Genomic DNA, 25828 nt, shown 5'->3' with positions numbered 1-25828 from the left:
GATCGCGGCCATCCGGCCTCGCGTCGCTCGTGTCCACATCCATAGTGTGAATCACGAACCGACCCACAGGGGAAGCCCTTTCTCAAACGGTCTCTCACGGGCGAGCAGCAGGAACTCGCCAACCACATCTACGAGCAGGTCATCCGCATCTTCGAGGCCTGCAACTTCCAGGACCTCACCGGCCAGCGCATCGGCAAGGTGGTCGGCACGCTCAAGTTCATCGAGGAGCGGGTCACCAGCATGATGGAGATCTGGGGCGGGCCGGACAGCCTCTCGAGCCTTGCCGAGGTCGAGGTGGAGGAAGAGGAGGAGAAGGGCGACGAAGCCCTGCTCAACGGGCCGCCGCTCGCCGGCGACGTGGACGTCGTGTCGCAGGACGACGTCGATTCCCTCTTCCGCTGAAGAGCATTCCTACTCCCATTTCCCTTCCGTCAGTGGACAGTCGGCAGGCGGCGGCATGAACGGCCGCCCGGCACCGGCTGTCCACTGACGGCGCTTATGGCCCGGCATTGACTCTCGCATCCTCCTGAGTCGTTATAGAACGAAACAGGAACAAGAGTCATGAGCGCGGTGCAGGAGACATTGCAGGCGCTGCGGCGGAGCATTGCCGCGATCGAACCGGCGGCTTCCGAAGCGGGCCGGCGCTTCACATGCGGGGCGCCGGCCGTGGACGGGCTGCTGGGCGGCGGTTTTCTCCGGGCCGCGGTGCACGAGATCTTCGCGCGCGAGGACGCGGATGCCGGCGCCGCTGCCGGCTTTGCCGCCGCCCTTGCAGCGCGGGCCGCGGCGGATGGCCGCCGCGTGGTCTGGGTGCGGCAGGGTTTTTCCGTGGCGGAAACCGGCGCGCTTCACGCACCGGGCCTTGCCGCCCTCGGGCTCGACCCGCGCCTGCTCGTCGTGGTGACGGGGCCCGATGCCACCTGCGTGCTGCAGGCGGGGGCGGAGGCCATGCGCTGCCCGGCGCTCGGCGCCGTCGTCATCGAGCCGTGGGGCGACCCGAAATCCCTCGACCTGACGGCGAGCCGCCGCCTTGCGCTCGCAGCCGAGCAATCCGGTGTTCCCGCGCTTCTGCTGCGCATCGCGGCGACGCCCCGGCCGAGCGCGGCGGCGACACGCTGGTCGGCCGCCGCCGCCCCGTCCCGGCCGCTGGCCGCCAACGCCCCCGGCCATCCCGCCTTCGACATCACCTTGCTGCGCCATCGCGCCGGCCTTGAGGGCCGCCGCTGGCGCCTGGAGTGGCACCGTGAGCACCGTCTCTTCCGCGAGCCCGCGCCGCTATCTCGCCCTGTGGTTTCCCTTCCTGCCGGCCGACCGGCAGCGCCGGACCTCGCCCCCCTCGCCCGCACAGGCTGAGGCGCCGCTCGTCCTCGTCGAGAAGGTCTCGAGCGCGCTGCGCCTTGCCGCCGTCGACCGGCAGGGGTTCTTGCTCGGCCTCACCCCCGGCCTCACCCTGGCTGATGCGCGCGCCCGCATTCCCCATCTCGTCGCGGTGGACATGGACCGCGCGGCCGATGCCGCCCTGCTCGCCCGCCTCGCCGACTGGTGCGACCGCTATACGCCGCTCGTCGCCGTCGAGGAGCCCGACGGCCTCGTGCTCGACATCACCGGCTGCGTCCATCTCTTCGCCGGCGAGGCCGGCCTGCGCCGGACGGTGATGCAGGGCCTCGCCCGCGGTGGACTGACCGTGCGGGGCAGCGTCGCCGGCACGCCCCAGGCGGCAGCGGCGCTCGCCCGCTTCGGCCGCAAGGCGCTCGGGCGGCACGACATCGTCCCGCCCGGCGAGGAGGAGATGGCGGTGCGGCCGCTGCCGGCGGCCGCGCTCGGCGTCTCGCCGGAAGTACTGCTCGCCCTCACCCGGGCGGGGCTGAAGACCGTGGGCGACCTGGCGGAGCGCCCGGGGGCGCCGCTTGCCGCCCGCTTCGGCGCGGACCTGCCGATCCGTCTCGCGCGTATCCTGGGCCAGGAGGACATCGGCATCTCGCCGCGCCGGCCGCTGCCGCCCTGCCTCGTCGAGCGGCGCTTCGCCGAGCCCGTGGCCCGCGAGGAGGACATCGACGCCGCCCTCGCCGGGCTCGCCCACCGCGCCGGCCGCATCCTCGCGGAGCGCGGCGAGGGCGGACGGCGCTTCGAGGCCGCCTTCTTCCGCGCCGACGGGCGGGTCACGCGCCTTGCGGTCGCCACCGGCCGGCCGACGCGCGACGCGGCCGTCATCATGCGCCTGTTCCGGGAGCGGCTCGCGGCGCTCGCCGATCCCCTCGACCCCGGCTTCGGCTTCGACCTGCTGCGCCTTGCCGTCACGGCCTGCGAGCCGCTCGGCGAGAGCCAGGTGAGCCTCGACGGGCGAATGGTCGAGGACGAGGAGGTCGCCGCCCTCGTCGACCGGCTCGGTGCCCGCTTCGGCGCCGCGGCCGTCCTCCGCCCGGCCTTCGTCGACACGCACATTCCCGAAAGGGCCGTGCGCATGGTGCCGGCGGCCCGCCTCGACGACGGCGGGACGGCGCCACCTTGCGGCTGGCCCGTCGAGCGGCCGGCCGATCCTCCGGCGCGGCCGGTCCATCTCTTCGATCCGCCACAGCCCATCGAGGCGCTTGCCGAGGTGCCGGACGGGCCGCCGCTGCGCTTCCGCTGGCGACGCGTGCTGCACGAGATCGCCCGCGCCGAGGGGCCGGAGCGGATCGCGCCCGAATGGTGGCGCGACGAGGCGGGCGAGGAGCCGACGCGCGACTACTACCGCGTCGAGGATGCGACGGGGCGGCGCTTCTGGGTGTTCCGCCAGGGCCTCTTCGGCGAGGCGCCCGCCCCGCGCTGGTTCCTGCACGGGATCTTCGCATGAGCACGCGCGCCCCAATGCCGGCGGCAGCCTATGCCGAGCTTGCCGTCACCACCAATTTCTCCTTCCTGCGCGGCGGCTCCAAGGCCGAGGACCTCGTCAAGCAGGCGCTCCTCCTCGGCCTTGCCGGCATCGGTATCGCCGACCGCAACACGGTCGCCGGCGTGGTGCGGGCCCATTCGGCGCTCGAGCAGATCAGGTCGTTTTTGGCAGAGAAGGGGGAGACGCTGCCGCCCTTCAAGCTCGTCGTCGGTGCCCGCCTCGTCTTCGCCGACGACACGCCCGACATCCTCGCCTATCCGGTGAACCGCACCGGCTGGGGGCGCCTGTGCCGCCTCCTCACCCTGGGCAAGCTGAAGGCGGACAAGGGCGAGTGCATCCTCACCCGCGCCGACCTCGTGGCCGATGCGCGCGACCTCCTGCTCCTCGTCATGCCCGGCCGGCCCGAGGGCATGTCCCTCGACATCCTCCGCGAACTGAAGGAGGCCGCCCCGGGCGCCACCTGGCTCGCTGCCGCCATGGCCTATGGCGGCAGCGACCGGCGCGACCTCGCCGGGCTGAAGGAGATCGCGGCACGGGTGGACCTGCCGCTCCTCGCCGTCAACGACGTGCTCTATCACGAGCCCGCCCAGCGCCCGCTGCAGGACGTGCTGACCTGCATCCGCGAGGGCGTCACCATCCACACGGCCGGGCGCCTCCTGGCCGCCAATGCCGAGCGGCACCTGAAGCCCCCGCAGGAGATGGCGCGGCTCTTCCGCGATGCGCCGGAGGCGATCGGCGAAACGCTGCAGGTCCTCGACCGCATCAGCTTTTCGCTCTCCGAGCTGGAATACGACTATCCGGAGGAGCCGGTGCCGCCCGGCAGGACGCCGCAGGGCTGGCTCGAGGAGCTGACCTGGCGCTGCGCCGCCTTGCGTTATCCGGAGGGGATATCGAAGAAGGTGGAGAAGCTCCTGCGGGAGGAGCTCGCCCTCATCGCCGAGCTCGATTATGCGCGCTACTTCCTCACCATCCGCGACATCGTGCGCTATGCGGAGGACCACGGCATCCTCTGCCAGGGGCGTGGCTCGGCCGCCAATTCCGCCGTCTGCTACGTGCTCGGTATCACCGCCGTCGACCCGGAGGATAACGACCTCCTCTTCGCCCGCTTCATTTCCAGCGAGCGGCGCGAGCCACCGGACATCGACGTCGACTTCGAGCACGAGCGGCGCGAGGAGGTGATCCAGCACATCTACGAACGCTACGGCCGCGACCATGCCGGCATCGCCGCCACCGTCATCAGCTACCGCCCGCGCAGCGCCATCCGCGAGGTGGGCAAGGCGCTCGGCCTGACGGAGGACGTGACCGCGCGCCTCGCCGGCACGGTCTGGGGCAGTTGGGGCTCGCCGATCGCCGACAAGCACATCCGCGAGGCCGGGCTCGACCCGAAGAACCCGGTGATCCGCCGCGCCGTCGACCTCGCGAAGCAACTCCTCGGCTTCCCCCGCCACCTCTCCCAGCATGTCGGCGGCTTCGTGCTGATGCGCAGCCGCCTCGACGAGACGGTGCCCATCGGCAATGCCGCCATGGACGAGCGCACCTTCATCGAGTGGGACAAGGACGACATCGACGCCGTCCGCCTCATGAAGGTCGACGTGCTCGGCCTCGGCATGCTCACCTGCATCCGCAAGGCCTTCGATCTCCTGCGCAGCCACTGCGGCCTCGACCTCGATCTCGCCGCCGTGCCGAGGGAGGATCCCGCCGTCTACGACATGCTCTGCAAGGGCGATTCCATCGGCGTCTTCCAGGTGGAGAGCCGGGCGCAGATCAACATGCTGCCGCGCCTCAAGCCGAGGGAGTTCTACGACCTCGTCATCCAGGTCGCCATCGTCCGGCCGGGACCCATCCAGGGCGACATGGTGCATCCCTACCTGCGCCGGCGGAACGATGAGGAGAAGGTCGACTATCCCGCACCTCGGCCGCCGCACGATCCGAATGAACTGCGCAATGTCCTCAAGCGCACTCTCGGCGTGCCCCTCTTTCAGGAGCAGGCGATGAAGATCGCCATGGTAGCGGCGGATTTCACCCCCGAGCAGGCGAACGGCCTGCGCCGCGCCATGGCCACCTTCCGCCACGTCGGCACCATCCACACCTTCGAGAAGAAGATGGTGGAGGGCATGGTGGCGCGCGGCTACGAGCGCGCCTTCGCCGAGCGCTGCTTCAACCAGATCAAGGGCTTCGGCGAGTACGGCTTTCCCGAGAGCCACGCCGCCTCCTTCGCCAAGCTCGTCTACATCTCGGCCTGGATCAAATGCCACCACCCGGCCGTCTTCGCCTGCGCTTTGCTCAATTCCCAGCCCATGGGCTTCTATGCCCCGGCGCAGATCGTGCGCGATGCGCGCGAGCACGGCGTTAAGGTGCGCGCCGTCGACATCAACGCGAGCGCCCACGACAACACGCTCGAAAAACGGCCGGACGGCACGCTCGCCCTGCGCCTGGGCTTTCGCCAGGTGGACGGCTTCAGCACGGACTGGTCGCAGGCGCTCCTGGCCGCGCGCGGCACCGGCTACGACAGCGTCGAGGCCCTGTGGAAGCGCGCCCGCCTGCCGCAGCGCGCCCTGAAGATCCTCGCCGATGCCGATGCCTTCCGCTCCATCGGGCTCGACCGGCGCGAGGCCCTGTGGGCCGTGCGCCGCCTGCCCGACGACGCGCCCCTGCCCCTCTTCGCCGCCGCCGCGGCGCGCGAATTGGCGGACGAAACCGACGCCGCCCTGCCGGCCATGCCGCTGTCGGAACATGTGGTGGCCGATTACCAGATGCTGCGCCTCTCGCTGAAGGCCCATCCCATGGCCTTCCTGCGTGAGGGCTTCCGGCGCGAGGGCGTCAGGACCACGGCCGAGGTCGCGGCCCTGCCGGACGGCGCCTTCGCCAGGGTCGCCGGCGTCGTGCTGGTGCGCCAGCGCCCCGGCAAGGGCAACGCCATCTTCATGACGCTGGAGGACGAGACGGGCATCACCAATGTCGTCCTGTGGGTGCGGCGCTTCGAGCGCTTCCGCCGGCAGGTCATGAGCGCACGCCTCGCCCTCGTCGCCGGGCGGGTGCAGAAGAGCCCGGAGGGCGTCGTCCACCTCATGGCCGAGGCGGTCGACGACCGCTCGCAGGACCTCGCCGCGCTGTCGCAGGCGCACGAGGCGCGCACGACGCTGTCACGCGCCGACGTATTCGCCCATCCGCAACATCCGCGCTCCGCGGGCCATCCGCGCAACGTGCGCATCCTGCCCAAGTCGCGCGATTTTCATTGAGCGCCGCGGAGGGACGGTGGCAGCTCCCTATCCTGGCGGCAGCGCTATCCCCATGTGAATGAGCGGTATTGATCCCTCCCCTCGTGGGGAGGGTGGATCGCGCCGAAGGCGCGAGACGGGTGGGGTCAAGACCGGGTACGGCGCTCTTGACGTCAAACCCATGGCCCCTCCGTCGCCGCCATCGAACTCGGGCTTGCCCGAGTTCGACATTTGGAAACCGAAGTCGGGCGAGCCCGACTTCGCGGCGCCACCTCCCCCATGCGGGGGAGGATCGAGGCCTCGATACCCATCGCGATAGCCCCTGCCGCCTGCGGGGAGAAGGTTCCGCCCGGCGGGCGCACAGACGCGCAGCAAACGGGCATTCTGCTGCCCAAAAAATCATCAGCCCGTTTGTCGATCAGGCCCTGCCCGCAGGCTGTGCCCCGCCCGGCGAGGCTGGCACGGGGCTTGCTGCCCTCCCTCCCGCAACAATCATCCGGGGGTGGAGCAACGACAATGCGAAATCGTTTCCAGAAGATACTCGCAACGCTCGCGACGGCGGCGACAATCGCGCTGCCGGCGGCAGGCGCGAGCGCTCAGGACGTCATCAAGGTCGGCATCCTGCATTCGCTCTCGGGCACCATGGCCATCAGCGAGACGACGCTGAAGGACGTGATGCTGATGCTCATCGAGGAGCAGAACAAGAAGGGCGGCCTCCTCGGCAAGAAGCTCGAGGCCGTCGTCGTCGACCCGGCCTCGAACTGGCCGCTGTTCGCCGAGAAGGCGCGCGAGCTCATCACCAAGGACAAGGTGGCCGCCACCTTCGGCTGCTGGACCTCCGTGTCGCGCAAGTCCGTCCTGCCGGTCTTCGAGGAGCTGAACGGCATCCTCTTCTACCCCGTCCAGTACGAGGGCGAGGAATCCTCCCGCAACATCTTCTACACGGGCGCCGCCCCCAACCAGCAGGCTATCCCCGCCGTCGACTACCTGATGGAGAACGAGGGCGTCGAGCGCTGGGTGCTGGAGGGCACCGACTACGTCTATCCGCGCACGACCAACAAGATCCTCGAGGCCTATCTCAAGGCCAAGGGCGTCAAGGACGAGGACATCTCCGTCAACTACACGCCCTTCGGCCATTCCGACTGGCAGACCCGCGTCGCCGACATCAAGAAGTTCGGCTCGGGCGGCAAGAAGACGGCGGTCGTCTCCACCATCAACGGCGACGCCAACGTGCCCTTCTACAAGGAGCTCGCCAACCAGGGCATCAAGGCCACCGACATTCCGGTCGTCGCCTTCTCCGTGGGCGAGGAGGAGCTCGCCGGCATCGACACCAAGCCGCTCGTCGGCCATCTCGCCGCCTGGAACTACTTCCAGTCCGTCGACACGGCCGAGAACAACGATTTCATCGCCAAGTGGAAGGCCTTCACCAAGAACGACAAGCGCGTCACCAACGACCCGATGGAGGCGCATGTCATCGGCTTCAACATGTGGGTGAAGGCGGTGGAGAAGGCCGGCTCCACCGATCCCGACGCCGTCATCGACGCGCTCATCGGCGTCTCGGTGCCCAACCTCTCGGGCGGCTATTCCACGATGATGCCGAACCACCACATCACCAAGCCCGTGCTCATCGGCGAGATCCAGGAGGACGGCCAGTTCTCCGTCGTCTCGCAGACACCGGGCCTCGTCGTCGGCGACGAGTGGTCGGACTATCTCGACGGCTCGAAGGACCTCATCGCCGATTGGCGCGCCCCGCTCTCCTGCGGCAACTTCAACGCCAAGACCGGCAAGTGCGGCGGCCAGGGTCCGGTCGCCCAGTAACCCGCCCTGCACCTCAGGCCGGCGGAGCCCACGCCGCCGGCCCTCTCCCGAAAGAAGCGCGATGCCACGCCTCCTCTGCCTCCTCCTTGCGCTCGCCTGCGGCCTTCTCGCCGCGCCGGTCCGCGCAGCGCCGGCCGATGCGGGGGAGGCGCTCACCCTCATCGCCAGCGGCCGCTTTCCCGATATCGAGAAGGGCGTCGATCTCCTCGCCCGTTCGGGCGATGCCCGCACGCAAGCCATCATCGAGGCGCTGCGCGACGGCCGCCTCGCGGTTGCCGCCGACAAGCGCGTGGTCATCGAGGGCGCGAACGGCGGCTGGTCGGACGCGGCGACGGGGGAAGCCCTCGCCGAAGCGCCTCCGTCGCCCAAGGCCGTGCGCCTCAACAACCGCATCCGCCGCGCCGTCGAGGCCGCTCTCGGCGCCCTGACATTGATGGCGCCCGACGCCGCCGCCCGCCGCCAGGCGGCCGAAGCGGTCTTCCGCTCGCGCGATGCCACCGCCCTCGCAACCCTCGACGAGGCCATCGCCCGCGAGGAGGTCGCCGGCATCCGGCGGCTGATGGGCGAGGCCCGCGCCGCCATCCTGCTCGGCGATGCCGGAGCCTCGGACCTTCAGAAGATCGAGGCCGTCGACATCCTCGCCACACGGGCCGACCAGGATGCGCTCGCGCTCCTGCGCGCCGCCGCCGCGCAGGGATCGCCGACGGTGCGCGAGGCCGCGGAAGGCGCCATCACCGCCGTCGAGCGGCGGCTTGCCGTGCTGTCGATGCTGCAGAATGTCTGGTACGGCCTGTCGCTCGGCTCCGTGCTGCTGCTCGCCGCCATCGGCCTCGCCATCACCTTCGGCGTCATGGGCATCATCAACATGGCCCACGGCGAGATGGTGATGATCGGCGCCTACACCACCTTCGTCATCCAGGAGCTGGCGCGCACCCACGCCCCCGGGCTGTTCGACTGGACGCTGCCGGTCGCCATCCCCATGGCCTTCCTCGTCGCCGCGCTCGTCGGCGCGGCGATCGAGCGCGGCATCATCCGCCATCTCTACGGCCGCCCGCTGGAGACGCTGCTCGCCACCTGGGGCGTCAGCCTCATCCTGCAGCAGGCCGTGCGCTCGCTCTTCGGGCCGTCGAACCGCGAGGTCGGCGCCCCCTCCTACATGGCCGGCGCCTTCGACCTCGGCGGCCTCACCATCACCTACGGCCGGCTGTGGATCGTCGTCTTCAGCCTCGCCGTCTTCGCCGCCCTCATCGTCGCGCTGAAGGCCACCTCCTTCGGCCTCAAGATCCGCGCCGTGACGCAGAACCGGCGCATGGCCGCCTCCATGGGCATCCGCACGCCATGGGTCGACACCATGGCCTTCGCGCTGGGCTCCGGCATCGCCGGGGTGGCCGGCGTGGCCCTGTCGCAGATCGACAACGTCTCGCCCAACCTCGGCCAGAGCTACATCGTCGACAGCTTCATGGTCGTCGTCTTCGGCGGCGTCGGCAACCTGTGGGGCACGCTCGTCTCGGCGCTGACCCTCGGCATCGCCAACAAGTTCCTGGAGCCCTTCGCCGGCGCCGTGCTCGGCAAGATCCTGCTCCTCGTCTTCCTCATCCTCTTCATCCAGAAGCGACCGCGCGGGCTCTTCGCCCTCAAGGGACGGGCGGTGGAAGCATGACGCGACGCCCCATCCTCCTTGCGATGCTCGACGGCAAGGGCGCCATCTTCCTTGGCGTCCTCGCCGCCCTCGCCGTCCTCGTGCCGCTGTCGAACCTCTTCTTGCCGGAGACATCGCCGCTGCACGTGCCGACCTATGCGGTCTCGCTCCTCGGCAAGTACCTCTCCTATGCGCTGCTCGCCCTGGCGCTCGACCTCGTCTGGGGCTACTGCGGCATCCTCTCGCTCGGCCACGGCGCCTTCTTCGCCCTCGGCGGCTATGCCATGGGCATGTACCTGATGCGCCAGATCGGCCCGCGCGGCGTCTACGGCCACCCCGTGCTGCCGGACTTCATGGTCTTCCTCAACTGGCAGGAACTGCCCTGGTACTGGTCGGGCTTCGACATCTTCCCCTTCGCGGCGCTGATGGTGCTCGCCGTGCCGGGGCTGCTGGCCTTCGTCTTCGGCTGGCTCGCCTTTCGCTCCCGCGTCACGGGCGTCTATCTCTCCATCATCACCCAGGCGATGACCTTCGCCCTGATGCTCGCCTTCTTCCGCAACGACATGGGGCTCGGCGGCAACAACGGCCTCACCGACTTCAAGGACATCCTCGGCTTTTCCGTCCAGGCGCAGGGCACGCGCCTTGCACTGTTCGTCGCGACGGTGATCGCGCTCGCCCTCGGCTATGGCGTGGCGCGCTACATGGTCACCTCCACCTACGGCAAGGTGCTCGTCGCCATTCGCGACGCTGAATCCCGCACGCGCTTTCTCGGCTACCGCGTGGAGCACTACAAGCTCGTCGCCTTCACCGTCTCGGCCATGATGGCGGGCGTCGCCGGCGCGCTCTACGTGCCGCAGGTCGGCATCATCAACCCGAGCGAGTTCTCGCCGGCCAATTCCATCGAGGCGGTGGTGTGGGTCGCCGTCGGCGGCCGCGGCACGCTCGTCGGTGCGGCCCTCGGCGCCGTCGTCGTCAACATGGCAAAGTCCTGGCTGACCGGCGCCCTGCCGGAGCTGTGGCTCTTCGCCCTCGGCGCGCTCTTCATCGTCGTCACGCTCTACCTGCCGAAGGGCATCGTCGGCACGCTCGCCGAGTGGCGGGAGAAGCGGCAGGCGACGGCCACGGCAAAGCCCGCCGGGATCGCGGCCGAGGCGGCGGAGTGAAGCCGATGACCAGCCCCACCCTCACCAACACCGTGCTCTATCTCGACGGCGTCTCCGTCACCTTCGACGGCTTCCGCGCCATCAACAATCTCTCGCTCGCCATCGCCCCGGGCGAGATGCGCGCCATCATCGGCCCCAACGGCGCCGGCAAGACGACGATGATGGACATCATCACCGGCAAGACGCGGCCCGACGAGGGCGAGGTCTTCTTCGGCGGCATGATCGACCTCACCATGCTCGACGAGGCCGAGATCGCGACACTCGGCATCGGGCGCAAGTTCCAGAAGCCGACGGTGTTCGAGAGCCACACGGTGGCCGACAACATCCGCCTGGCGCTCGCCGGCGCGCGCTCGCCCTTCTCGGCCCTCTTCGGCGCCCGCAACCGCATCGCCGGGGAGCGCATCGACGCCATTCTGTCGACCGTGCGCCTCACCGAGCATCGCGGGCGCCTCGCGGCCGATCTCTCGCACGGCCAGAAGCAGTGGCTCGAGATCGGCATGCTGCTGGCGCAGGATCCGAAGCTCCTGCTCGTCGACGAGCCCGTCGCCGGCATGACCGACGCCGAGACCGCCGAGACGGCACATCTCCTCAAGGAGATCGCCCGCGAGCATTCGGTCGTCGTCGTCGAGCACGACATGGCCTTCGTCCGCGACCTCGGCTGCAAGGTCACCGTCCTGCACGAGGGCTCCGTGCTGGCCGAAGGCTCCATCGACGCGGTCTCGGCCAACGAGCGCGTCATCGAAGTTTATCTCGGACGGTAGAATGCCATGCTGAGCGTCGATTCCATCGATCTGCACTACGGCGCAGCCCAGGCGCTGCGCCGGGTCTCGCTCGAGGCCGCGCCCGGCAAGGTGACCTGCGTGCTCGGCCGCAACGGCGTCGGCAAGACCTCGCTGATGCGCGCCATCGTCGGCCGGCAGCCGATCTCGGCCGGTCGCATCAGCCTCGACGGCGCGGACATCTCGCGGCTCGAGCCCTATGATCGTGCCCGCCGCGGCATCGCCTTCGTGCCGCAGGGCCGCGAGATCTTCCCGCTGCTCAGCGTGCGCGAGAACCTGGAGACCGGCTTTGCGCCCCTGAAGCGCGGCGAGCGCCACGTGCCGGACGAGATCTTCGCGCTCTTCCCCGTGCTCAAGGACATGCTCGGCCGGCGCGGCGGCGACCTCTCCGGCGGCCAGCAGCAGCAGCTCGCCATCGCGCGCGCGCTCGTCACCCGGCCGAAGGTGCTGGTGCTCGACGAGCCGACGGAGGGTATCCAGCCCTCCATCATCAAGGACATCGGCCGCGCCATCGACTATCTTCGCGGCAAGGGGGAGATGGCGATCGTGCTCGTCGAGCAGTTCTTCGAATTCGCCCGCGACCTGTGCGACAGCTTCGCGGTCATGGAGCGCGGCCAGATCGTCCTTGCCGGAACGCGCGACACCATGGTGGAGGACGATGTCCGCCAGCGCCTTGCGGTCTGATATGCGATCCGACCTGGGCCACGCCGGCGCGGCTCCGGCCGCATCCGCCCCCAGCATGCCCGCTTTCGTGCGTGCGCAAGGCGGCGTGCGCGTCGCCTTCGGGACGGCGGGCGGACGCACCCAGCCGCTGACCGTCGCCGAGAGCGGCGGCTACCGCATCCGCTTCCCGCGCAACGCCGAGATCTGCGAAGGCGCCCTCATCAACACCGGCGGCGGCATGGCGGGCGGCGACCACATGCGCGTCGACATCGCCCTCGCCCCGGGCGCGCAAGCCCTCGTCACCAGCCAGGCGGCGGAGAAACTCTACCGGGCCGAGGACGCTCCCACCCGCATCGACATCGCGCTCAGGCTCGGCGCGGGCAGCGATCTTGCCTGGCTGCCGCAGGAGATGATCCTCTTCGACCGGGCGCGGCTCGTGCGCCGGCTCGACGTCGAGATGGCGCCGGACGCCTCGCTCACCCTCGCCGAGAGCCTCGTCTTCGGCCGCACCGCCATGGGCGAGGCGGTTACCGAAGGGCGTCTCGACGACCGCTGGTCGATCCGCCGGGACGGCCGGCTCGTCTTCGCGGAGGCGGTCAGGCTCGACGGCAGTATCGCCGCGTGGCTCGCGCGTCCGGCCATCGGCGGTGGAGCACGCGCGCTCGCCACGATCCTCCACGTCGCCCCCGACGCCGAGGCGCGGCTCGACGCCATGCGCGCGGCCCTCGCCGGCGCGACGAGCGAATGCGGCGCGAGCGCCTGGAACGGCCTGCTCGTCGCCCGGCTGATGGGACCCGACCCGGCGGCCCTGCGCGCCGACATCGTGCGCACGATCGAAACTTTCCGCGGCCGCAGCGTGCCGCGCTATTGGTAGCTGGAGGAGACGCGATGAACCTCACCCCGCGTGAGAAGGACAAGCTCCTGATCGCCATGGCGGCCATGGTCGCCCGCCGGCGCCTGGAGCGCGGCGTCAAGCTGAACTACCCGGAGGCCATCGCCCTCATCACCGATTTCGTCGTCGAGGGCGCGCGCGACGGCCGCTCGGTCGCCGAGCTGATGGAGGCGGGCGCGCACGTGCTCACCCCGGAACAGGTGATGGACGGCGTCGCCGAGATGATCCCCGACATGCAGGTGGAGGCGACCTTCCCCGACGGCACCAAGCTCGTCACCGTGCATCATCCCATCCGCGGCGCGACCGGCGCGCTCCAGCCCGGCGAGACGCTGGCCGCGCCGGGCGAACTCGTCCTCAACGAAGGCCGCGAGACGGTGACGCTCACCGTCGCCAATACCGGCGACCGGCCGATCCAGGTCGGTTCGCACTACCACTTCTACGAGACGAACCCGTCGTTGTCCTTCGACCGTGACAAGGCCCGCGGCATGCGCCTCGACATCCCCGCCGGTACCGCCATGCGCTTCGAGCCCGGCCAGACGCGCGAGGTCACGCTCGTCGCGCTCACCGGCGAGCGCAAGGTCTATGGCTTCCGCCAGCAGGTGATGGGCAGACTGTAAGGCGTACCGTTAAAATGCTATACTCCTTCGAATTTGTAAGGAGATATCCAATATGCCGCACATAGGCGCCTCTACGGTTACCAGCAAAGGGCAGATAACCCTTCCTGCCTCCCTGCGCGACAAGTTCGGCATCAGGTCCGGCGACCTCGTCGAGTTCTTCGAAGGCTACGACGGCACGATCAGGATGCGCATCAGGGCCAAGAGCGCCGCGGCGCTCGCCGGCATGCTGGCCCATCTGAAGCCCGATCCTCGTTTCGGGTCTGACGATGAGGCCATTGCCGCGGAAACGGCTGCGCGTGACGAAAGGTCGAAGCGCTCCGCTTCGGATGAAGCCCCGTGATCGGGCTCGACACGAACGTCCTGCTGCGGGCGTTGACCAACGACGACCCGGCGCAATCGCCGAAAGCGGTGCGGCTGCTCGAGACATTGAGCGCCGAGGCGCCGGGCTTCGTCAACAGTGTCGTCCTTGTCGAGCTCGTCTGGAACCTGCAGCGGCGCTACCGGGCGAGCCGCACCGACGTGATCATGGCCATCGAGGCGCTGCTGGAAAGCCCCGGCTATGTCATCGCGGACCGCGATGCCGTCATCGACGGCCTCGAAATCATGAAAGCGGAGCAACTCGACTTCGCCGACGCTCTGATCGCCGCCCTGAACACGCGCGCAGGCTGCGACGGCACCCTGACCTTCGACGGAAAGGCGAGCCGAAGCCGGCTCTTCCGTTCCGTCTAGCTAGAAAGGACGCCCATGCCCTTCCCCTTCTCCCGCGCGGCTTACGCGGACATGTTCGGCCCGACCACGGGCGACAAGGTGCGCCTCGCCGACACCGAGCTCTTTATCGAGGTGGAGCGCGACTTCACTACCTATGGCGAGGAGGTGAAGTTCGGCGGCGGCAAGGTGATCCGCGACGGCATGGGCCAGAGCCAGGCGACACGCGCGCAGGGGGCGGTCGACACCGTCATCACCAATGCGCTCATCGTCGACCACTGGGGCATCGTGAAGGCCGACGTCGGCCTCAAGGGCGGGCGCATCGCGGCGATCGGCAAGGCCGGCAACCCGGACATCCAGCCGAATGTCACCATCATCATCGGCCCGGGTACCGAGGTCATCGCCGGTGAGGGCAAGATCCTCACGGCAGGCGGCTTCGATGCGCACATCCACTTCATCTGCCCGCAGCAGGTGGAAGATGCCCTGATGTCCGGCATCACCACCATGCTCGGCGGCGGCACGGGCCCGGCGACGGGCACCAATGCGACCACCTGCACCCCCGGCCCCTGGCACATCGAGCAGATGATCCGCGCCGCCGACGCGCTGCCGGTGAACCTCGCCTTCGCCGGCAAGGGCAATGCGGCACTGCCGGGCGCGCTGATCGAGCAGATCGAGGCCGGCGCCTGCGCCATGAAGCTGCACGAGGACTGGGGCACGACGCCCGCGGCCATCGACTGCTGCCTCTCCGTCGCCGACGACTATGACGTGCAGGTGATGATCCACACCGACACGCTCAACGAGTCGGGCTTCGTCGAGGACACCATCGCCGCCTTCAAGGGCCGCACCATCCATGCCTTCCACACGGAGGGCGCCGGCGGCGGCCACGCGCCGGACATCATCAAGGTGGCGGGCCTGCCGAACGTGCTGCCCTCCTCCACCAACCCGACGCGGCCCTTCACGGTGAACACCCTCGACGAGCATCTCGACATGCTCATGGTGTGCCATCACCTCGACCCGTCGATCCCGGAGGACCTCGCCTTCGCCGAGAGCCGCATCCGCAAGGAAACGATCGCGGCCGAGGACATCCTGCACGACATCGGCGCCCTCTCGATGATGTCGTCCGACAGCCAGGCCATGGGCCGTGTCGGCGAGGTCATCACCCGCACCTGGCAGACGGCGCACAAGATGAAGGTGCAGCGCGGCCATCTGCCCGGCGAGAGCGGCAACGACAATCAGCGGGTCAAGCGCTACATCGCCAAATACACCATCAACCCGGCCATCGCCCACGGGGTCTCGACCCATATCGGCTCGGTCGAGGTCGGCAAGCTCGCCGACCTCGTGCTGTGGTCGCCGGCCTTCTTCGGCGTGAAGCCGGACCTCATCGTCAAGGGCGGCACCATCGCGGCCGCCGCCATGGGCGACCCCAACGCCTCCATCCCGACGCCGCAGCCGGTGCACTACCGACACATGTTCGGCGCCTTCGGCAAGGCTCTGACGGAGACGAGCGTCACCTTCGTCTCCAAGGCCGCCCTCGACCGCGGCATCGATCACAGGTTGGGCGTCGAGAAGAAGCTGCTGCCCGTCGACAACACCCGCTCCGGCATCTCCAAGGCCTCGCTCATCCACAATGGCGCGACGCCGGATATCCATGTCGATCCGGAGACCTATGCCGTGACGGCCGACGGGGAACTGCTGGTCTGCGAGCCGGCCAAGGTGCTGCCCATAGCGCAGCGGTATTTCCTGTTCTGATGCAGATACATCCGACATCGGGCAGGTTAGTAGCACAAACGCCGTTTCCTGCTACTAACGCGGGCACATCGCCCGACTGAACTGGAGAACATCATGCTCCGTGCCGCTTCCGTCGTCCGCCGCCCGGCCGTCAAGGCCGAGCGCGTCGTCGACACCGTTACCCTCGTCCACGATGACCGCCACCGCCGCCGCGTGACCCTGACCGCCGACGGCGGCCTCTCCTTCCTGCTCGACCTCGACAAGGCGACCGTGCTCGACGACGGCGACGCCCTGAAGCTCGAGGACGGGCGGCTCGTCGCCGTGCGCGCCGCGCCGGAAAAGCTCATCGAGATCCGCGCCGAGAGCCCGCTGAGGCTGCTCAAGGTCGCCTGGCATATCGGCAACCGCCACACGCCGGCCGAGATCGCGGCTGACGCCATCTATATCGCCGACGACCATGTGCTCGCCGAGATGGTGCGCGGGCTCGGCTGCGCCGTCGCCAGGGTGGAACGCCCCTTCCGCCCCGAGCGCGGCGCCTACGATCACGGCGGGCACGATCACGGGCATGGTCACAGCCACGGGCCTGATCATTCCCATGGGCACGACCACGCGCATCACCATGAGCATGGCGCCTGCGGTTGCGGCCACGATCATCACGACCATGACCATCACGAGCATGGCCACCACCATCACGATCACGGGCATGACCACAGGTGAGGCGGCGCCCGCCGGCGCCTCGCCCATGCTGACCCTGATGACGTGGCTGTCGCCGGCCTTCCCGGTCGGCGCCTTCGCCTACAGCCACGGGCTCGAATGGGCGGCCGAGACCGGCGATATCCGGGATGCGGCGAGCCTCGAGAACTGGCTCGCCGACATCCTCGCCCACGGCGCCGGCCGCAACGACGCCATCCTGCTCGCCGCGTCCCACCGGGCCGTGACGGCCGGCGACCGCACCGCACTCGCCGGCGTGGCGGAGCTGGCGCTCGCCCTCGCGACGAGCCGCGAGCGGCTGCTGGAGACCGTCACCCAGGGCAATGCCTTCGTGCTCACGGCCCACAGGACATGGCCGACGCCTGCCTTCGACCTGCTGAAGGACGCATGGCAGGGCGACGTCGCCTATCCCGTCGCGCTCGGCGTCGCAGCGGCGGGCCACGGCTTGCCGCTCGCCATGACGCTCGAAGCCTTCCTCGCCGCCTTCACGGCCAATCTCATCTCCGCCGCCGTGCGCCTCGGGGTCGTCGGCCAGACCGACGGGCAGGCGGTGACGGCAGCGCTCGTGCCGCTCTGCCGGCAGGTGGCCGGCGAGGCCGAGGCGGCGGGCCTCGACGATCTCGGCGGCGCCGCCTTCCGCTCCGACCTCGCCTCGCTCAGGCACGAGACGCAATATACCCGCCTGTTCCGCTCGTGAACGGGCCGAGCCTCAAGGAGACGAACCCATGCCCTCCCCCAACGGTCCCCTGCGCGTCGGCATCGGCGGCCCCGTCGGCTCCGGCAAGACGGCGCTGATGGAGGCGCTGTGCAAGCGCCTCGCCGGTACCTACGACCTCTGCGCCATCACCAATGACATCTACACGAAGGAGGACGCCGAGATCCTGACGCGCACCGGCGCCCTGCCGGCCGAGCGCATCATGGGCGTGGAGACCGGCGGCTGTCCGCACACGGCCATCCGCGAGGACGCCTCCATCAATCTCGCCGCCGTCGACGAGATGATGCGCCGCTTCCCCGGGCTCGACCTCGTGCTCATCGAATCCGGCGGCGACAATCTCGCCGCCACCTTCTCGCCCGAGCTCGCCGACATCACCATCTACGTCATCGACGTCTCGGGCGGCGAGAAGATCCCGCGCAAGGGCGGGCCCGGCATCACGCGCTCGGACCTCCTCGTCATCAACAAGATCGACCTTGCACCCCATGTCGGCGCGAGCCTCGCCGTGATGGAGCACGACACCAGGCTCATGCGTCCGTCGCGGCCTTACGTCTTCACCAACATCCGCAGCGGGGAAGGCGTCGAGACGGTGGCGCGCTTCATCGAGCAGGCCGGCGGGCTGAAATCGGCTGCGTGAATGGCCCGACATTTGCGTGATGCGGCAGCAACAGCGCAACCAACGAGGCCAGCATCCATGCCGACCAGAACCGCCCGCCTTGCCGCCCTCGGCGTCCTCGCCCTCGCCGCATCCCCGGCGCTCGCCCACACCGGGGCGGGCGCTGCCGCGAGCTTCATGGACGGTTTCCTCCATCCGCTCGGTGGCCTCGACCATGTCCTCGCCATGGTCGCCGTCGGCCTGTGGGCCGGCGTCTCGGGCGGCCGCGCGGTCTGGTCCTATCCCCTCGCCTTCCTCTCCTTCATGGTCGTCGGCGGCCTCTTCGGCATCGCCGATGTCGGCCTGCCCGCTGTCGAGACCGGCATCGCCCTGTCCGTCGTGGTGCTCGGGGCGGCGCTCGCTTTCGGCCTGAAGCTGCCGGCGGCCGCGGGCGCCGCACTTGTGGCGGCCTTCGCCGTCTTCCACGGCCATGCGCACGGGGCCGAGATGGCGGCCGGCGCCGATGCGGCTGGCTATGCCGTGGGCTTCGTCGCCGCCACGGCCCTGCTGCACGGCATCGGCATCGGGCTCTCCCCCCGCGCCGTGCCGCGCCTGCCGCTCATGGCGACGCGCGCGGCCGGCGGCGCGATCGCGCTCGCCGGCATCGGTCTGCTCGTTCTCTAGGCAGAATGCCCGATCGGGCGGCAGCGCGTCACGCGACCGGCCGCCCCTCCACCGGATAGGCCGGGTCGACATATTGCGAAATGGCCGTCGTGCCGGGCCGCACCACGGCATCGACGGCCGCTTCGTCGTCCGCGTCGAGGGAAAGATCGAGCGCGGCGAGATAGGCCTGCCACTGCTCCATGGTGCGCGGCCCGGCGATGACGCCGGTCATCAGCGGATTGGCCAGCACCCACGCGCCGGCGAAGGCGCCCATGTCATGGCCGCGCCGGTCGCAATGGGCCTTGAGCCGCGCGGCGGCTTCGAGATTGGCGGGGTGGAACTCCGTCTCGCCCATGCGCTTGTCGCCGCTCGCGGCCCGGCTGCCCTCGGGGGCGGCGGCGCCGGGCGCATACTTGCCCGTCAGCACGCCGCGCGCCAGCGGGCTGTAGGCGACCGTGCCGATGCCCAGCGCCGCGCAGGCCGGCAGCAGCTCGACCTCCGCCGGGCGATAGAGCGCATGGTAGTAGAGCTGGCACACCACCGGCCGGTCGATGCCGATCTCGTCGCACAGCGCCGCGATGCGCGCCACGCGCCAGGCCCGGTGGTTGGAAACGCCGAAATAGCGCACCTTGCCGGCCCGGATGAGGTCGGCCATGGCGCGCACGGTCTCCTCGAGCGGCGTCTCGTTGTCTTCCTTGTGCAGGTACTGGATGTCGATGGCCTCGACGCCGAGGCGCCGCAGCGAATCCTCCGTCGCCTGCATGATCCAGCGGCGGGAAAGGCCGCGCCGGTTGGGCCCCTCGCCCATCGGATTGGCGAGCTTCGTCGCCAGCACCCAGTCGAAGCGCTGCGCCCGGATGGCGCGGCCGACGATCTCCTCCGAGCGGCCGTCATTATAGGCGTCCGCCGTATCGATGAAATTGACGCCCGCCTCGCGCGCATGGGCGATGATGCGGCCCGCCTCGGCCTCATCGGTGCGCCCGCCGAACATCATGGTGCCGAGCACGAGGCGCGACACCGTCAGGCCCGAGCGGCCGAGCCGCCGCATGGGCATCGTCTGCGTCATGGGATCATCCCGCAAGCTGTGGGGCCTGAGGGCCCAGAAAGAGGGCGCGATGAGACCATGAAAGCCCGGGGCGGACAACCCGGCAGGGCGTTGCACTATCGCGTTGCTTCGGCCTGGTGCGGATTGAACAGCCGGCCCCGTTCCGCCCACAGCACCACGGCGAGGCAGGCAAGGCCGAGGCCGAGATAGCCGCCGCACAGGGGAATGACCGTGCCGTCGAAGGTGCGGCTGATGAGGGCGCCCGTGATCGCGCTCGCGACCGTGGAATAGAAGCCGATGAAGGACGAGGCGGTGCCGGCGATGTCGCCGAGCTCGTCCATCGCCATGGCGTTGAAATTGGGCATCGTCAGGCTGAAGAGGAAATGGCTGACGGCCAGCAGGCCGACGAAGACGGACAGCGGCGGCAGCCCGCCCGCGGCAAGGGCGATGACGAGCAGCAGCCCCGTCGTCACGCAGAAGCCGCAGAGCGCGGCATGGGACATGCGGCGCATGCCGAAACGGCCGACGAGCCGCGAATTGAGGTAGGACGCCACGCCCTGCATGATACCGAGCAGCCCGAAGACGAGCGGAAAGCCGACCGGGCCGAGGCGGTAGCCGTCGGTCTCGAAGACCTGCGCGGCAAGCCCGATGTAGATCATGATGCAGCCCTGCATCAGCATGATCGCGCTCGCGTAGCCGAAGGACAGGCGTGAGGCGAGGATGCGGCGCACGTCGACGAGGATCGGCCTGACCGCCGCCGGCTTGCGATAGGCCGGGTTGAGGCTCTCCGGCATGCGCAGCGCGAACCAGGTGAAGACGAGGACGGCCATGGCGAACATGGCGACGACGATCATGTGCCACTCGCTCGCCGCGAGGATGGCGCTGCCGACGGCCGGCGCGATGATCGGCACCGTGATGAACAGCATCATGACGAGCGACATGACGCGGGCCATCTCGCGGCCGGAATAGCGGTCGCGCACCAGGGTGACGACGAGCACGCGCGCCGCCGCCGCTCCCGTGCCCTGCACGAAGCGCGCCACGAGCAGCATGTGGAAGCCGTCGGCCATCAATGCGAGCCCCGTGCCGGCGACATAGATGGCAAGACCCGCCATCAGCGTCGGCCGGCGGCCCACGACGTCCGCCACCGGGCCGAAGAACAGCTGCATGATGCCGAAGCCCGCCATATAGGCATAGACGACGAGCTGCAGGTCGTTGCCGTCGACGACGCCGAACTCCTGCTGGATAGGGCCGAAGGCCGGCAGGATGCTGTCGATCGAGAAGGCGGCAAGGCTCATCAGCAGCGCGACGAGCGCCACGAACTCGAAGAACGGCGGGTAGGCCGGCGCGAAACGTTCGCCGCCGGTCTGGGGCTGGGTCGACAGGTCGGCTCGCATGACAGATCCGTCGCATCCCTGCGGCAGGCAGGGGCGGCAATTCTCAAGATGATGACCGTTCTACCCGGGAGCGACCCGCGCCGGCAAGGAAGGACGAGACCTAGCTGCGGGAAAAGACATGCACGAGGGGCATGCCGCCCGTCTTGATGCCGTCAAAGAGACGCATATGGCGCATGGGGCCGGCCGCAGTCACAGCCGTCGGTCTATGCGGAAGCGTGTCCATACCGAAAAACGCTCCGGCTCCACCCTCCCCGTCATGCCCGCGCTTGTCGCGGGCATCCACGCCGTAACGCCGGCACCAAGCTGAAAGGCTTGGATGGCAACAGCAACGCGCGCGTTGCGTCTCTTTGAAGTGACGCAAGTCGGGCAGGCCCGACTTGCTTTGGACAAGCCCGGCCAAGACGGGGAACCGTTGCGCTCCGCAGCCCTGCGCTTCGCACCACGCAAACGGATACCCACCGGTCGCGGACAGCGATCACTCGATCCACGGCGGACGCGGGATGGCGAGATGCGCCTGGCGCAGGGCTTTCGACCAGCGCTCGCGCAGGTCGCGGAAATAGGGCTCGTCGGGCGCGATGCGATAGGAGACGGCGGCCTTCAATTCGTCGCGCCGGCAGGCGGCCACGTCGACGGGCAGGCCCACGCTCAGGTTGGAGCGCAGGGTCGAATCCATCGAGATGAGCGCGAGCTTCAGCGCGTCGAGCAGCTCGACTTCGTAGGAGATCGAGCGGTCGAGGATGGGCTTGCCGTATTTGTGCTCGCCGATCTGGAAATAGGGCGTGTCCTGCGTCGCCTCGATGAAGTTGCCGGCGGCGTAGACCTGGAAGAGGCGCAGCCTGCGATCCTTGATCTGGCCGCCGATGAGGAAGGTCACGTCGAAGGACATGCTCTGCTGCTGCAGGGCCTCGCCGTAGGTGCCGTAGACCCTGCGGATCGCCTCGCCGACGAGCCCGGCCGCCTCGAACATGCTCTCGACGTCCATCAGCGTCTTGCGCATGCCCGCCTCGGTCTCGATGCCCTCGGTGAGCAGGGTCATGACCGATTGGGAGATCGACAGGTTGCCGGCGGTGGCGAGCATGATCACGCGCTCGCCGGGCTCTTCCAGCACGGTGAGCTTGCGGAAGGTGGCGATGTTGTCGAGCCCGGCATTGGTGCGGGTGTCGCCCAGCATCACGAGCCCCTCGCGCACCAGGATGCCGACACAATAGGTCATGGCTGCGCCCGCCTTTCCCGCAATATCCCTCGCCGCCGGCTTTCGGGCGGCGACGTTGCGATAGAACGAAGCCGCGCCCCGAGGCAAGCCCGCGTCTGCACTCAGCTCTGGATCTGGCGCCGGGCGTGCTCCACGCGCACGCTGACGTCGAGGCTCTCCTGCCCGCCGCCGTAGCGGCTGCCGAGGATCGGCGCGGCCCCGTGGTAGTCGAGCGCGGCGGCGAGCCGCACATAGGCATCCGTCGGCGAAAGGCCGTGCGCGGGGTCGAAGCCGACCCAGCCGAGCCCGCCGACATGGGCCTCCGCCCAGGCGTGCCCCGCCTCCTGCACGACGAGCCCGTCGTCGCGCAGCAGGTAGCCGGACACGTAGCGCGCCGGCACGCCGAGGAAGCGCGCGGCGCTGATGAAGATATGGGCGAAGTCCTGGCAGACGCCGTGGCCGAGGGCGAGCGCCGCGCCCGCCTTCGTCGCCGTGGTCGTCGCCTCGGTGTCGAAGCCCATGCGGGCGTGGATCGTGCCCGACAGATCGTGCAGCCCGGCGATGGGATCCCGCCTCATCGCCTCGCGCACCTCGCCGGCAAGCGCGAGGATCGCATCGTCCGGCTCGGTGAGCGCCGTCGTGCGCAGGAAGAGGCCGGGCGGGAAGCGCTCCACCGTGCCGCGCACGACGCCAGCACTGTCCTGCGTCTCCACCTCCCCGTCGACCGTCACCGAGAAGGACTGGATCGGCCCCTCCAGCGTGAAGGCATGGGTGATGTTGCCGAGCGCGTCCTCCCCCGCCTTCAGCCGGCACTGGGCGTCGACATCGATGCGCCAGTGGCGCACGTGCTGGCCCTCGTGGCTGCGCGGCGTCAGGCGCAGGAGCTGGATCGCCGATTTGGCGGGCGGGGAATAGTCGTAGCGGGTGGTGTGCGACACGCGGATGCGCATGGGCCGGCTCAGCTCAGGTATTGCTCGGCGATGGCTGCGCCGAGCTCGTTGTTCTGGACGAGGAAGCCCTCGACGAATTCATGCAGGCCCGACTGGAAGATCGTCTCGATGGAGGTGTTGCTGAGACGCATGTGGACGCTGCGCGCGATGCGCTGGCTGTTGCCCTGCCAGCCGTAGGCGGTGGAAAGCTCGTCGAGGTAGCCGCTGATGCTGCGATAGCAGGCGGCGAGCGAGCGCGGCATGTCCTCCTTGAGGATGAGAAGGTCCGCCACGAGCCATGGCTTGACGCTGTCGCGGTAGACCCAGCGGTAGCTCGTCAGCGCCGAGACGGAGCGCAGGATGGAGGCCCACTGGTAATAGTCGAGCCCGCCGCCGACGCGGGCGTGGTCCGGCAGCAGCACATGATACTTCACGTCGAGGATGCGGGCGGTGTTGTCGGCGCGTTCAGTGCACAGGCCGAGGCAGGTGAACCAGAAGGCGTCGGTGCGCAGCATGGTGCGATGGGCCGAGCCGTCGAAGCGCAGGGCCGCCTCCTTGGCGAAGGCGAGGAAGCGCGGCAGGTCGGCGAGCGAGACGCCGCGGTCGACCCAGCCCTGCATGGTCAGGTAGCTGTCGTTGATCGCCTCCCACATCTCGATGGTCAGCGCCGTGCGCTCGGCGCGGGCATTGGCGCGGGCGATCTCGAGGCAGCGCCGGATGCTGGAGGGGTTCTCCGGCGAGACGGCGAGGAAGTGGACGACCGCCTCGGGCGTCACCTTCTCGTGGGCAGCGGCGAAGGCATCGGTGCAGCCCGCCGTGGCGAGCGCCGAATCCCACTCGCTCGTCAGCCCGCCGTAGGCGGTCGGCAGCGAGGAGAGGCGATAGGCGGCATCGAGGATGCGCGCCACGCTGTCGGCCCGCTCCATGTAGCGCGCCATCCAGAAGAGATTGTCGGCCGTGCGGGAGAGCAGCGTCATCGGTCACTCGCCATCATTCGCCCAGGATCCAGGTGTCCTTCGTGCCGCCGCCCTGGCTCGAATTGACGACGAGCGAGCCTTCGACGAGCGCCACCCGCGTCAGCCCGCCGGGGACGATGCGCACCTTGTCGGCACCGGTCAGCACGAAGGGGCGCAGGTCGACGTGGCGCGGGGCGATGCCGGAGCCGACGAAGGTCGGGCAGGTGGAGAGCGCCAGCGTCGGCTGGGCGATGAAGTTGTCGGGCCGGCGCTTGAGCTTCTCGGCGAAGAGTCGCCGCGTCGCCGCATCCGCCGCCGGGCCGACGAGCATGCCGTAGCCGCCCGAGCCGTTGACCTCCTTGACGACGAGGTCCCCGAGATGATCGAGGACATAGGCGAGCGCCTCCGGCTCGCGGCAGCGCCAGGTCGGCACGTTCTGCAGGATCGGTTCTTCGCCGAGATAGAAACGCACGATCTCCGGCATGTAGCTGTAGATCGCCTTGTCGTCGGCGACGCCCGTGCCGACCGCGTTGGCGAGGCTGACGTTGCCGGCCCGATAGGCGAGCATCAGCCCCGGCACGCCGAGGACGGAATCCGGCCGGAAGACGAGCGGATCGAGGAAGTCGTCGTCGATGCGGCTGTAGATGACGTCGACCCGCTTCGGTCCCTGCGTGGTGCGCATGAAGACCATCTCGTCGCGCACGAAGAGATCGCGGCCCTCAACCAGCTCGACGCCCAGCTTGTCGGCGAGGAAGGAGTGCTCGTAATAGGCGCTGTTGTAGGGCCCCGGCGTCAGCAGCACCACGCACGGCTCCTCACCGCGCCGCGGCGTGATGGAGTGGAGCGTCGCGAGCAGTTCGTCCGGATACCCGTCGACCGGCGCGATGCTCTGGCGGGCGAATAATTCCGGGAAGAGCCGGATCATCGCCTCCCGGTTCTCGAGCATGTAGGAGACGCCGGAGGGCGTGCGCGCATTGTCCTCGAGTACGTAGAACGTATCGGCGTCGACGCGCACGACGTCGATGCCCGCGATCGCAACGTAGATGTCGCCGACGAGGCGCAGCTGCGCCATTTCGGGCCGGAAGTAGGGATTGCAGAGGATGAGCTCTTCGGGGACGACACCCGCGCGCACGATCTCGCGATTGCCGTAGACGTCCTTCAGGAAGGCGTTGAGCGCCTTCACCCGCTGCTCGAGCCCGAGCGAGAGCTTGCGCCATTCCTCGCCCGCGATGACGCGGGGGATGATGTCGAAGGGGATGAGCCGCTCCTGCGCCGCCTGCTCGCCGTAGACGGCGAAGGTGATGCCGATGCGGCGGAACAGGAGCTCCGCCTCCTTGCGCCGCTGGTCGAGGAGGTCCGAAGGGGCGTCGTCGAGCCACCGCTTCAGCGCCGCATAGCAGGGCCTGCACCCTTCCCCGAAGCCGCCCATCTCGTCGAAGGCTCTCGGCTTCATGTGTCCTCCCGCAGCAACTCACCTGGTGGAGCCTATCAAATTGTGTGCCACTTCACCCGAAGAAAGCCGATGCGCGGCGGCAAC

23 protein-coding genes and 1 pseudogene are annotated in these 25828 nt (G+C 69.3%); 18 read left to right on the top strand and 6 right to left on the bottom strand.

All coding sequences use genetic code 11. From position 1 onward, the window contains the following. Nucleotides 1-111 precede the first annotated feature (111 nt). The 18 genes and pseudogenes from GGR16_RS24640 to GGR16_RS24555 all read left to right on the top strand — a co-directional run. Nucleotides 112-402, top strand: a pseudogene (locus GGR16_RS24640) (protein phosphatase CheZ); the annotation flags it as partial. Nucleotides 403-561: 159 nt separating this feature from the next. Then, on the top strand, nucleotides 562-1353 hold the full coding sequence (locus GGR16_RS24635; RefSeq protein ID WP_183318752.1) for an ImuA family protein: 792 nt from the start codon (nucleotides 562-564) through the stop codon (nucleotides 1351-1353). After that, the gene (locus tag GGR16_RS24630) at nucleotides 1244-2833 is read left to right on the top strand and encodes a DinB/UmuC family translesion DNA polymerase (RefSeq protein WP_183318750.1); all 1590 of its coding nucleotides are present in this window, start codon (nucleotides 1244-1246) and stop codon (nucleotides 2831-2833) included. The genes GGR16_RS24635 and GGR16_RS24630 overlap by 110 nt, the downstream gene beginning before the upstream one ends. Next, entirely contained in the window at nucleotides 2830-6111 is a 3282-nt protein-coding gene (locus GGR16_RS24625) for an error-prone DNA polymerase (protein WP_183318749.1), read from the top strand. The genes GGR16_RS24630 and GGR16_RS24625 overlap by 4 nt, the downstream gene beginning before the upstream one ends. Before the next feature lie 495 nt (nucleotides 6112-6606). Further along, nucleotides 6607-7908: an urea ABC transporter substrate-binding protein gene (gene urtA / locus GGR16_RS24620; RefSeq protein ID WP_183318747.1), complete on the top strand. Its 1302-nt coding sequence runs from the start codon at nucleotides 6607-6609 to the stop codon at nucleotides 7906-7908. A gap of 61 nt (nucleotides 7909-7969) precedes the next feature. Continuing rightward, the gene (urtB, locus tag GGR16_RS24615) at nucleotides 7970-9568 is read left to right on the top strand and encodes an urea ABC transporter permease subunit UrtB (protein ID WP_019404074.1); all 1599 of its coding nucleotides are present in this window, start codon (nucleotides 7970-7972) and stop codon (nucleotides 9566-9568) included. Continuing rightward, nucleotides 9565-10710: an urea ABC transporter permease subunit UrtC gene (gene urtC, locus GGR16_RS24610; protein ID WP_019404073.1), complete on the top strand. Its 1146-nt coding sequence runs from the start codon at nucleotides 9565-9567 to the stop codon at nucleotides 10708-10710. Before urtB ends, urtC begins: the two co-directional genes overlap by 4 nt. A gap of 5 nt (nucleotides 10711-10715) precedes the next feature. Next, the gene (gene urtD, locus GGR16_RS24605; protein WP_183318745.1) at nucleotides 10716-11471 is read left to right on the top strand and encodes an urea ABC transporter ATP-binding protein UrtD; all 756 of its coding nucleotides are present in this window, start codon (nucleotides 10716-10718) and stop codon (nucleotides 11469-11471) included. Between the two features lie 6 nt (nucleotides 11472-11477). Further along, on the top strand, nucleotides 11478-12173 hold the full coding sequence (gene urtE / locus GGR16_RS24600; RefSeq protein ID WP_019404071.1) for an urea ABC transporter ATP-binding subunit UrtE: 696 nt from the start codon (nucleotides 11478-11480) through the stop codon (nucleotides 12171-12173). 67 nt (nucleotides 12174-12240) lie between these two features. Then, nucleotides 12241-13026, top strand: a complete 786-nt coding sequence (locus tag GGR16_RS24595; protein WP_343059949.1) for an urease accessory protein UreD — start codon at nucleotides 12241-12243, stop codon at nucleotides 13024-13026. A gap of 14 nt (nucleotides 13027-13040) precedes the next feature. Further along, complete coding sequence (locus GGR16_RS24590) at nucleotides 13041-13661, top strand: urease subunit gamma (RefSeq protein WP_183318742.1); 621 nt, start codon at nucleotides 13041-13043, stop codon at nucleotides 13659-13661. 52 nt (nucleotides 13662-13713) lie between these two features. Further along, a complete protein-coding gene (locus tag GGR16_RS24585) occupies nucleotides 13714-14001 on the top strand; it encodes an AbrB/MazE/SpoVT family DNA-binding domain-containing protein (protein ID WP_019404068.1) in 288 nt (95 codons plus the stop codon). Beyond that, nucleotides 13998-14390: a PIN domain-containing protein gene (locus tag GGR16_RS24580; protein ID WP_183318740.1), complete on the top strand. Its 393-nt coding sequence runs from the start codon at nucleotides 13998-14000 to the stop codon at nucleotides 14388-14390. The genes GGR16_RS24585 and GGR16_RS24580 overlap by 4 nt, the downstream gene beginning before the upstream one ends. Nucleotides 14391-14405: 15 nt before the next feature. Further along, nucleotides 14406-16115, top strand: coding sequence for an urease subunit alpha (ureC, locus tag GGR16_RS24575; RefSeq protein ID WP_183318737.1), 1710 nt, complete (start codon nucleotides 14406-14408; stop codon nucleotides 16113-16115). A 93-nt stretch (nucleotides 16116-16208) separates the two neighbouring features. Then, complete coding sequence (locus tag GGR16_RS24570) at nucleotides 16209-16811, top strand: urease accessory protein UreE (RefSeq protein ID WP_183318735.1); 603 nt, start codon at nucleotides 16209-16211, stop codon at nucleotides 16809-16811. Continuing rightward, on the top strand, nucleotides 16756-17502 hold the full coding sequence (locus GGR16_RS24565; RefSeq protein ID WP_246373302.1) for an urease accessory protein UreF: 747 nt from the start codon (nucleotides 16756-16758) through the stop codon (nucleotides 17500-17502). The genes GGR16_RS24570 and GGR16_RS24565 overlap by 56 nt, the downstream gene beginning before the upstream one ends. Nucleotides 17503-17530: 28 nt before the next feature. Continuing rightward, entirely contained in the window at nucleotides 17531-18154 is a 624-nt protein-coding gene (gene ureG / locus GGR16_RS24560) for an urease accessory protein UreG (RefSeq protein ID WP_019404063.1), read from the top strand. Between the two features lie 57 nt (nucleotides 18155-18211). Further along, complete coding sequence (locus tag GGR16_RS24555; RefSeq protein ID WP_183318733.1) at nucleotides 18212-18796, top strand: HupE/UreJ family protein; 585 nt, start codon at nucleotides 18212-18214, stop codon at nucleotides 18794-18796. 28 nt (nucleotides 18797-18824) lie between these two features. Here GGR16_RS24555 and GGR16_RS24550 read toward each other — a convergent pair whose 3' ends face one another. The 6 genes from GGR16_RS24550 to GGR16_RS24525 form a co-directional block, all read right to left on the bottom strand. Further along, nucleotides 18825-19829, bottom strand: coding sequence for an aldo/keto reductase (locus GGR16_RS24550; protein ID WP_183318762.1), 1005 nt, complete (start codon nucleotides 19827-19829; stop codon nucleotides 18825-18827). A gap of 107 nt (nucleotides 19830-19936) precedes the next feature. After that, on the bottom strand, nucleotides 19937-21214 hold the full coding sequence (locus GGR16_RS24545; RefSeq protein ID WP_183318731.1) for a multidrug effflux MFS transporter: 1278 nt from the start codon (nucleotides 21212-21214) through the stop codon (nucleotides 19937-19939). A gap of 475 nt (nucleotides 21215-21689) precedes the next feature. After that, nucleotides 21690-22427, bottom strand: a complete 738-nt coding sequence (locus GGR16_RS24540; RefSeq protein ID WP_183318729.1) for a proteasome-type protease — start codon at nucleotides 22425-22427, stop codon at nucleotides 21690-21692. Nucleotides 22428-22528: 101 nt separating this feature from the next. Continuing rightward, a complete protein-coding gene (locus GGR16_RS24535; RefSeq protein WP_183318727.1) occupies nucleotides 22529-23356 on the bottom strand; it encodes a transglutaminase family protein in 828 nt (275 codons plus the stop codon). An 8-nt stretch (nucleotides 23357-23364) separates the two neighbouring features. Further along, nucleotides 23365-24306 (bottom strand): alpha-E domain-containing protein, encoded by a 942-nt coding sequence (locus GGR16_RS24530; protein WP_183318760.1) that lies wholly within the window; start codon nucleotides 24304-24306, stop codon nucleotides 23365-23367. A 19-nt stretch (nucleotides 24307-24325) separates the two neighbouring features. Continuing rightward, nucleotides 24326-25744 carry a circularly permuted type 2 ATP-grasp protein gene (locus GGR16_RS24525; protein ID WP_019404055.1) on the bottom strand — a complete coding sequence of 473 codons (1419 nt, stop codon included), beginning with the start codon at nucleotides 25742-25744 and terminating at the stop codon, nucleotides 24326-24328. Nucleotides 25745-25828 lie beyond the last annotated feature (84 nt).

Origin of the sequence: Chelatococcus caeni (assembly GCF_014196925.1) — a bacterium.
Classification (GTDB): Bacteria; Pseudomonadota; Alphaproteobacteria; order Rhizobiales; family Beijerinckiaceae; genus Chelatococcus_A; species Chelatococcus_A caeni.
Note: the sequence above shows the minus strand (reverse complement) of the source record. Positions and strands in the feature narration are given on the sequence as shown.

Excerpts from the sequence above, each read along its gene's own strand:
- GGR16_RS24525 (WP_019404055.1), bottom strand. The coding sequence starts at position 25,744 with ATGAAGCCGAGAGCCTTCGACGAGATGGGCGGCTTCGGGGAAGGGTGC.
- urtE (WP_019404071.1), top strand. The coding sequence starts at position 11,478 with ATGCTGAGCGTCGATTCCATCGATCTGCACTACGGCGCAGCCCAGGCG.
- GGR16_RS24625 (WP_183318749.1), top strand. The coding sequence starts at position 2,830 with ATGAGCACGCGCGCCCCAATGCCGGCGGCAGCCTATGCCGAGCTTGCC.
- GGR16_RS24535 (WP_183318727.1), bottom strand. The coding sequence starts at position 23,356 with ATGCGCATCCGCGTGTCGCACACCACCCGCTACGACTATTCCCCGCCC.
- GGR16_RS24590 (WP_183318742.1), top strand. The coding sequence starts at position 13,041 with ATGAACCTCACCCCGCGTGAGAAGGACAAGCTCCTGATCGCCATGGCG.
- GGR16_RS24585 (WP_019404068.1), top strand. The coding sequence starts at position 13,714 with ATGCCGCACATAGGCGCCTCTACGGTTACCAGCAAAGGGCAGATAACC.
- ureG (WP_019404063.1), top strand. The coding sequence starts at position 17,531 with ATGCCCTCCCCCAACGGTCCCCTGCGCGTCGGCATCGGCGGCCCCGTC.
- urtA (WP_183318747.1), top strand. The coding sequence starts at position 6,607 with ATGCGAAATCGTTTCCAGAAGATACTCGCAACGCTCGCGACGGCGGCG.
- GGR16_RS24550 (WP_183318762.1), bottom strand. The coding sequence starts at position 19,829 with ATGCCCATGCGGCGGCTCGGCCGCTCGGGCCTGACGGTGTCGCGCCTC.
- GGR16_RS24635 (WP_183318752.1), top strand. The coding sequence starts at position 562 with ATGAGCGCGGTGCAGGAGACATTGCAGGCGCTGCGGCGGAGCATTGCC.
- urtC (WP_019404073.1), top strand. The coding sequence starts at position 9,565 with ATGACGCGACGCCCCATCCTCCTTGCGATGCTCGACGGCAAGGGCGCC.
- GGR16_RS24555 (WP_183318733.1), top strand. The coding sequence starts at position 18,212 with ATGCCGACCAGAACCGCCCGCCTTGCCGCCCTCGGCGTCCTCGCCCTC.
- GGR16_RS24565 (WP_246373302.1), top strand. The coding sequence starts at position 16,756 with ATGACCATCACGAGCATGGCCACCACCATCACGATCACGGGCATGACC.
- GGR16_RS24540 (WP_183318729.1), bottom strand. The coding sequence starts at position 22,427 with ATGACCTATTGTGTCGGCATCCTGGTGCGCGAGGGGCTCGTGATGCTG.
- urtD (WP_183318745.1), top strand. The coding sequence starts at position 10,716 with ATGACCAGCCCCACCCTCACCAACACCGTGCTCTATCTCGACGGCGTC.
- GGR16_RS24545 (WP_183318731.1), bottom strand. The coding sequence starts at position 21,214 with ATGCGAGCCGACCTGTCGACCCAGCCCCAGACCGGCGGCGAACGTTTC.
- urtB (WP_019404074.1), top strand. The coding sequence starts at position 7,970 with ATGCCACGCCTCCTCTGCCTCCTCCTTGCGCTCGCCTGCGGCCTTCTC.
- ureC (WP_183318737.1), top strand. The coding sequence starts at position 14,406 with ATGCCCTTCCCCTTCTCCCGCGCGGCTTACGCGGACATGTTCGGCCCG.
- GGR16_RS24570 (WP_183318735.1), top strand. The coding sequence starts at position 16,209 with ATGCTCCGTGCCGCTTCCGTCGTCCGCCGCCCGGCCGTCAAGGCCGAG.